Here is a 7,458-nt window from a genome sequence, read left to right on the forward strand (position 1 = left end):
TATCTCCTTATATACGTAAGCTTTGTAATAATTATCTGTGATCGACACGACGCACAACCGCGTCGCCGATAGATTGAATGATTTGCACCAGCACGATCAGCATCACCACGGTCACGGCCATAATCACGACATCATAACGGTGAAAACCATAGCGAATCGCGACATCGCCTAATCCGCCGCCGCCGACGGTTCCGGCCATGGCAGAGTAACTGACCAGGGTGACCAGGGTAATCGTGACTGAGTTCACTATCGTCGGCAGTGCTTCTGGCAGTAGTACTTTACTGATGATCTGCATCGGCGTGGCCCCCATTGACTGGGCCGCTTCAACTAAGCCGGTCGGCACTTCCAGCAGTGCACCTTCGGTAAGACGGGCAACAAACGGAATCGCGCCAATAGTCAAAGGGACAATCGCGGCGGTAGTGCCGATAAAGGTGCCAACTAATAGCTTAGTGACTGGAATAATGGCCACCATCAGGACCAGGAACGGCACTGAGCGGCCGATGTTCACAATCGCGCCTAAGATGGTGTTCAGGCGCGGATTTTCCAGCAGACCGCCGCGTTTGCTGGTGTGCAGGATCACGCCTAAAGGAATACCCAGTGCGAAGCCGACCAAGCCGGACACTGCGACCATATAGAGGGTCTCTCCGGTGGCCCGTAGCAACAAGTCACCGTTCAGGCTTAGCCACTGGCTGATAGATTCAAAGGACATAGCCAAGCACCTCTACTTTCACATTGTTCTGACGCAGAAAATCGATCGCTGCGTTGTCGTCTTGTTCGTTACCAAATAACTCAGCCACCATCATGCCAAATTTAACCCCACCGGCGTAATCCAGGTCAGAGCTGAGGATACTGACATCAATATTGAACTTGCGGGCAATCATCGACATCAGCGGTGCGTCTACCGTTGCGCCGGTAAATTCCAGTCGCACTAACGGATAGCTGCCTTCTAGCCGCTGCTCCTGCAGTCGGGCCTGGTAATCTTCCGGTATCGATAAATCCAGAGTAGAGCGGATAAACTGGTGCGCCAGTTCCGTTTTCGGGTGGGCGAAAATCTCGCCGACCGTACCTTTTTCTACCAGTTTGCCGCCACCGATGATCGCCACCTGGTGACAGATACTTTTCACCACGTCCATCTCGTGGGTGATCAACAGCATAGTGATATTCAGCTTACGGTTGATGGTCTTGAGCAGCTCAAGGATTGACTGGGTAGTCGCCGGGTCAAGGGCGCTGGTGGCTTCATCGCACAGCAGCACTTTCGGATCGGAGGCCAGCGCGCGGGCAATCGCCACTCGCTGCTTCTGGCCGCCACTCAGATTGGCGGGGTAGCTGTCGCGTTTATCTGCCAGCCCTACCAAAGTTAGGAGCTCGCTGACCTTAGTTTCGATGTGCGCTTTGTCTTTGCCAGCCAGTTCCAATGGCAGGGCGACATTGGCAAACACGGTACGCGAAGAGAGCAGGTTAAAGTGCTGGAATATCATGCCGATATTGCGACGCGCTTCCACCAGTTGCGCTTTGCCCAGTTTGGTCAAATCGACCCCATCAACCACGATAGAGCCGCTGGTGGGCGCCTCTAACATATTAACGCAGCGGATCAGGGTACTTTTACCAGCTCCGGACGAGCCGATCACGCCAAAGATATGGCCTTGTGGAATGGTGAGATTAATGTCCTTCAGGGCGTGGATTTGCTTGCTGCCCTGCTGGAACACTTTGTTAACTTGACTAATTTCAATCATCGAAAAACCTGTTGATCTGTTTGCAGGTAAACAGAATAAAATGTTGAGCTATATCTCATTTGATAGACGATGCTATGGGTTTCACTGATCTAAGTCAATAGATATTTTTACGTCTAGACGTCTAAAAAGATTAACGGCTATGAATTCGAAGAATTAGATAGTGATGAATGAAATAAAGCATGCAATAATTCCTGTAAAGATAGATGAAAGAGAACGAATTTTGGCTAAACCAGCAGTATTTTTAGATCGTGACGGCGTCATCAATGTTGATCACGGTTATGTCCACGATGAACACGACTTTGAGTTTATTGACGGCGTGTTTGAAGCCACCAAACAGTTAAAACAGATGGGCTATATGCTGGTGCTAGTCACTAACCAGTCGGGTATCGCCCGCGGAAAATTCAGTGAAGAGCGCTTTTTGTCTTTGACTCAGTGGATGGACTGGAATTTCGTCGACAACGGGGTCGAATTCGACGGCATCTATTACTGTCCGCACCACCCGGATTACGCCGCAGAAGACGCCAAACAAGATTGTGACTGCCGTAAACCCAAACCGGGGATGTTTATTTCTGCGCGCGATTTCCTTGATATCGATATGGCCAATTCCGTTATGGTGGGTGACAAAGCGGAAGATCTGATGGCCGCTGAAGCGGCCGGAGTGGGGACCAGAATTCTGGTCCGAAGCGGAAAGCCAGTCAATGAGCGTGGTGAAGCGCTGGCCAGCGTGGTACTCGACAGCATCAAAGACGTTCCCGCTTATTTAGCCAACTAAACAGTAAAGGTCGCATTGCGGCCTTTTTCACGTAAGGAGGCGGCATGACTAATGTTAAACTCGGTTTGGCAGCACTTTCAGGACTGTTTATTTCGGCCTGTTCCCAAGCTCCTGATAAGTACTATCAGTTGCAACCGAGCCAGAGCTATAGCTACCAGTGTGAGGGCGGCCAGGCATTTTCAGTACGTTATTATACCGGACTGGAAACAGCGACCTTGACCATGGGCTCTCGGCAGTATTCACTGGTGCAAGTCGCGTCTGGCTCTGGCAGTCGCTATATTCTGGGCGATAAGGCGGCGCAAGAGCGTAACCCGCTAATCCTGCATACCAAAGGAAATATGGCACGCTTGTCGGTCGGCGAAACTATCTACAAATACTGTACTACCCGTTAAACCACTAGTCGGTGCGCCAGGGGATAGAAGAACAACAAGGTTATGAGCAAAAAACTCACCATACTAGATATTGCCCGTTTGTCCGGGGTTGGCAAATCCACCGTTTCACGGGTATTGACCAATGATCCGAAAGTGAAACCCGAGACCCGGGCAAAAGTGGAGCGCGTGATCGCCGAGTCGGGCTATGTGCCGTCGAAATCAGCCCAGTCGATGCGGGGTGGCAGTCAGAAAGTGGTTGGGGTGATCATCTCAAGGCTCGATTCCCCTTCAGAAAACCGCGCGGTCAGCAGTATGTTGCAGGTACTCTACCAGGCCGGCTACGACGCGGTGATCATGGAAAGCCAGTTCGACCCGGAAAAAACGTCAGAACACCTTGATGTATTGCGACGCCGCCATGTGGATGGAGTGATCATCTTTGGTTTCAGTGGTCTCTCACTTGAGCAGCTCGATGCCTGGCGCAATAAAGCGGTGGTGGTGGCGATGGATACCGACGCCGTTTCATCGATCAATTACGACAACCAGGGCGTGATTGAGATAGCCCTCAACTATCTGGATCAGCAGGGCCTGACCAATATCGCCTATTTAGGGGTGGATCCCAGCGACGCCACCACCGGGCAGATGCGTTTGCAGGCTTATCTGGACTGGTGCCAGAAGCGCGGCCATCAAAGCCGCTATCAGACCGGGCAGCTAAGCCATGAGAGCGCCTATCAACTGGTCGACCCTCTGCTGGCGCCGGACACTCAGGCGATTGTCTGCGCGAGTGACAGTATTGCGCTGGGGGCGATTAAGCGCCTGCAGGAACTCGGCCGGGATGACATCCTGGTTACCGGCGTAGGTGGTAGCGAGTTGTTGTCGTTTCTGTTCCCAAACGTGTTCAGTGTTGACCCCGGTTATGCCCAGGCGGGTGAGAGTGCTGCTAAGTTGTTGATATCTCATATCGATGGCCACTCCAAGCCGGTCCATCTCACTCAAGCCCCCATTCTTAACTAAACTTACTGCTGCACACAAAACCACCAATAGTGTGATCATTTTCAACTTATGGGACTGTTCCCATTTTATCCGGGGCAGATTTCTGACACACTGGCTGAAAATTAAGTGGGAACATTCCCATAATTAAAGCTAACAAGTGAGAGAACTATCCAATTAAGGTGGACAAGGATATGAGTAAGATAGCGAAACAAGATGTCGCGCGTCTGATTGAGCTGGTCGGTGGCAATGACAATATTGCCAGTGTAAGCCACTGCCTGACCCGGCTGCGGTTTGTACTAAACGATACTGATCTGGCGGATGTCAAACAGCTGGAAAACCTGCCTTTGGTCAAAGGCTGCTTTACCAATGCCGGTCAATTTCAGGTGGTCATTGGCACCGAAGTGGATCAGGTTTATAAAATCCTGCTGGAGATGACCGGTCAAACAGCGGCTTCGAAAGACGACGCCAAGCTGGCAGCGCGGCAAAACATGAACATACTCGAGCGCGGTATTTCACACCTGGCAGAAATTTTTGTTCCCCTTTTACCTGCCATTATCACCGGTGGTCTGATCCTGGGCTTCCGCAATGTTATTGGTGATATCAAGATGTTCGATGGCCAGTCTCTGACTGAGATTAGTCAGTTCTGGGCCACGGTGCACTCGTTCCTGTGGCTGATTGGTGAAGCCATCTTCTTCTTCCTGCCGGTAGGCGTTTGTTGGTCGACAGTGAAGAAATTGGGCGGAACGCCGATCCTTGGTATCACGCTAGGGGTGACTCTGGTATCGCCGCAGCTGATGAACGCTTATCTAATTGGTAAGCAGGTGCCGGAAGTGTGGGATTTCGGCCTGTTTGTGATAGAGAAAGTGGGCTACCAGGCCCAGGTGATTCCAGCCATGTTGGCGGGTGTCGCGCTGGCGTATATCGAAACTAACCTGAAGCGTATCGTCCCGTCTTACCTCTACCTGGTTGTCGTGCCGTTTGTCTCGATTATTCTGTCTGTCGTGCTGGCGCACTCGCTGATCGGCCCATTTGGTCGCATGTTGGGTGACGGTGTTGCGGTGGCGGCCAAAGCGGCGATGACTGGTGATTTTGCTGTGATTGGCGCTATGGTGTTCGGCTTCCTGTACGCTCCGCTGGTGATTACCGGTATCCACCACACCACCAACGCGGTGGATCTGCAGCTGATGCAGGAGCTGGGCGGAACCCCTATCTGGCCATTGATCGCGCTGTCTAATATTGCCCAGGCTTCTGCGGTTATCGGCATCATCATCATCAGTAAAAAACACGGTGAACGGGATATCTCGGTGCCGGCGGCTATCTCGGCCTACCTGGGCGTGACTGAGCCGGCGATGTACGGGATTAACCTCAAATATAAATTCCCTATGCTGAGTGCCATGATCGGCAGCTCTCTGGCGGCAGCGGTGTGTGGTCTGACAGGCGTGATGGCCAACGGCATCGGTGTGGGTGGCCTGCCTGGTATTCTGTCTATTCAGCCGCAGTTCTGGGGCGCATTCCTGATTGCCATGCTGGTGGCGATTGTGGTCCCGGCTGGCCTGACGCTGGCGCTATACCGCCGGGCACAAAACCGCGGTGAGCTGGAAACGAAAACTGAAACCGCTAACGCGTAATACCAATTGGAGTGGCGTCTTGCCACTCCGTTTTTTCTGTTTAGGTAAGTGAGAGAAATTCATGCAGAGTGTCGATCCAGACTGGTGGAAGACCGCCACCATTTATCAAATCTATCCGAAGAGTTTTTGTGACAGTGACAGCCGCGGAACCGGAGATCTGCAAGGCATCATTTCTAAGCTGGATTATTTGCACAAACTCGGTATTGACGCGATTTGGCTGACGCCGGTGTATCGCTCTCCTATGGTGGATAACGGCTACGATATTTCCGATTATTACGCCATCAATCCCGACTTTGGCACCATGACTGATTTTGACCAACTGCTGGAACAGGCGCATCAGCGCGGGATCCGGATCATCATGGATATCGTGGTTAATCATACGTCTACTGAGCATGCCTGGTTCCAGTCGGCGCTTGGCGACAAAGCCAGCCCCTACCGTGATTACTACATCTGGAAAGCGCCTTGCGAGGGTGGCGTGCCCAACAACTGGCAATCCAAATTTGGCGGCAGTGCCTGGGCGCTGGATGAAACCACTAATGAATACTACCTGCACCTGTTTGCAAAAGAGCAGGCAGATTTGAACTGGGAAAACCCGCAAGTTCGCCAGGAAGTGAAGCAGGTTATCTCATTCTGGGCTGAAAAGGGCGTAGATGGTTTCAGACTGGATGTGATCAACCTGATCTCCAAACAGCAGGACTTTCCGTCTGACCCGGATGGTGACGGCCGACGTTTTTATACTGATGGCCCCAAGGTGCACCAGTACCTGCAGGAAATCAGCCGTGACGTGTTCCAGCGCTATGGTAGCGTGACTGTCGGTGAGATGTCGTCGACTACACTGGAACATTGTCAGCAGTATTCTTCGCTGGACGGTAAAGAGCTGTCGATGGTGTTCAACTTCCACCATCTGAAAGTGGATTATCCCAATGGTGAGAAGTGGTCCAGGGCGCCGTTTGATTTTCTGCAACTGAAGCAGATCTTCAATCATTGGCAGAGCGGCCTGAATGGCAAAGGCTGGGGGGCGTTGTTCTGGTGTAATCACGACCAGCCCCGGATAGTCAGCCGGTTAGGGGATGATCAACACTACCGGGTCGAATCGGCAAAAATGCTGGCGGCATCGGTACACATGATGCAGGGCACGCCTTATATCTATCAGGGTGAAGAGATTGCCATGACCAATCCGGGCTACCGTGAGATAGAGCAGTATCGTGACGTTGAAAGTACCAATATGTACGACATCATGGTTAATCAACAGGGTGTCGGTCACGATGAGATGATGGCGATTCTTGGGCAGAAATCACGGGATAACTCTCGCACGCCAATGCAGTGGAACAGTCAAGCTTTTGCCGGTTTCAGTAAGGTTCAGCCCTGGCTGCAGGTGGCTGACAATTATCCTCAGGTGAACGCCGAAGCGGCGTTGGCTGATCCCGACTCGGTGTTCTATTTCTACCAGCGGCTGATCCAGCTCAGGAAGGAAGTGGCGGTGATTACCCAGGGTGACTACTTTGATCTGCTGCCCGACCACCCTGCGGTGTTTGCTTACCAGCGCCAGTCTGACAACCAGACATTGCTCTGTATTAACAACTACTACGGTGTCGACGCACAGTGTCAGTTGCCGCTGGAGCGAGACTTGAGTGAGGCGCACTGTTTGCTGGGTAACTACCCAGGCTGGCCGCAGCTGAAATTCGCCAACAGCCAGACTTTACGCCCGTATGAAACACGGATATTTTTACTGAACCACTAATGCTCTTAGTTCCCCCGGTTCACTTTTAGCCCCGTTCTGCGGGGCTTTTTTCATGCTTTGTACATTTTGGGATATGGCTTATCCGCTAAGGGGCAAAGCCATCAAAACATAGCAGCCGGTCAGTAGAGCGGGTCGCTGGACAGAATAGCGAGCATGAAAAAAGCCAGCTCAATGAGCTGGCTTGAAGATGGTGGAGGGGGACGGATTCGAACCATCGAAGGCG

The 7,458-nt window shown here is 52.1% G+C and carries 7 protein-coding genes; 5 read left to right on the forward strand and 2 right to left on the reverse strand.

Going from position 1 to position 7,458, the window contains the following annotated elements; all coding sequences use genetic code 11:
• Window positions 1–31 precede the first annotated feature (31 nt).
• Both ACQY6F_RS10840 and metN read right to left on the reverse strand, forming a co-directional pair.
• The gene (locus ACQY6F_RS10840) at window positions 32–709 is read right to left on the reverse strand and encodes a methionine ABC transporter permease (protein ID WP_428774309.1); all 678 of its coding nucleotides are present in this window, start codon (window positions 707–709) and stop codon (window positions 32–34) included.
• On the reverse strand, window positions 699–1,733 hold the full coding sequence (gene metN, locus ACQY6F_RS10845; RefSeq protein WP_428774311.1) for a methionine ABC transporter ATP-binding protein MetN: 1,035 nt from the start codon (window positions 1,731–1,733) through the stop codon (window positions 699–701). The genes ACQY6F_RS10840 and metN overlap by 11 nt, the downstream gene beginning before the upstream one ends.
• 220 nt (window positions 1,734–1,953) lie before the next feature.
• Between metN and gmhB the strand changes: the two genes are divergently transcribed.
• The 5 genes from gmhB (at window position 1,954) to treC (ending at window position 7,235) form a co-directional block, all read left to right on the forward strand.
• The gene (gene gmhB / locus ACQY6F_RS10850) at window positions 1,954–2,505 is read left to right on the forward strand and encodes a D-glycero-beta-D-manno-heptose 1,7-bisphosphate 7-phosphatase (protein ID WP_428774312.1); all 552 of its coding nucleotides are present in this window, start codon (window positions 1,954–1,956) and stop codon (window positions 2,503–2,505) included.
• Window positions 2,506–2,549: 44 nt separating this feature from the next.
• Window positions 2,550–2,897, forward strand: a complete 348-nt coding sequence (locus ACQY6F_RS10855; RefSeq protein WP_428774313.1) for an MliC family protein — start codon at window positions 2,550–2,552, stop codon at window positions 2,895–2,897.
• A gap of 42 nt (window positions 2,898–2,939) precedes the next feature.
• Window positions 2,940–3,887, forward strand: a complete 948-nt coding sequence (gene treR / locus ACQY6F_RS10860; protein WP_428774315.1) for a trehalose operon repressor TreR — start codon at window positions 2,940–2,942, stop codon at window positions 3,885–3,887.
• Between the two features lie 170 nt (window positions 3,888–4,057).
• On the forward strand, window positions 4,058–5,494 hold the full coding sequence (gene treB, locus ACQY6F_RS10865) for a PTS trehalose transporter subunit IIBC (RefSeq protein ID WP_428774316.1): 1,437 nt from the start codon (window positions 4,058–4,060) through the stop codon (window positions 5,492–5,494).
• A gap of 61 nt (window positions 5,495–5,555) precedes the next feature.
• Window positions 5,556–7,235, forward strand: a complete 1,680-nt coding sequence (gene treC / locus ACQY6F_RS10870; RefSeq protein WP_428774318.1) for an alpha,alpha-phosphotrehalase — start codon at window positions 5,556–5,558, stop codon at window positions 7,233–7,235.
• Window positions 7,236–7,458: the final 223 nt, after the last annotated feature.

The organism is Vibrio sp. (assembly GCF_050299255.1).
Taxonomy (GTDB): Bacteria; Pseudomonadota; Gammaproteobacteria; order Enterobacterales; family Vibrionaceae; genus Vibrio.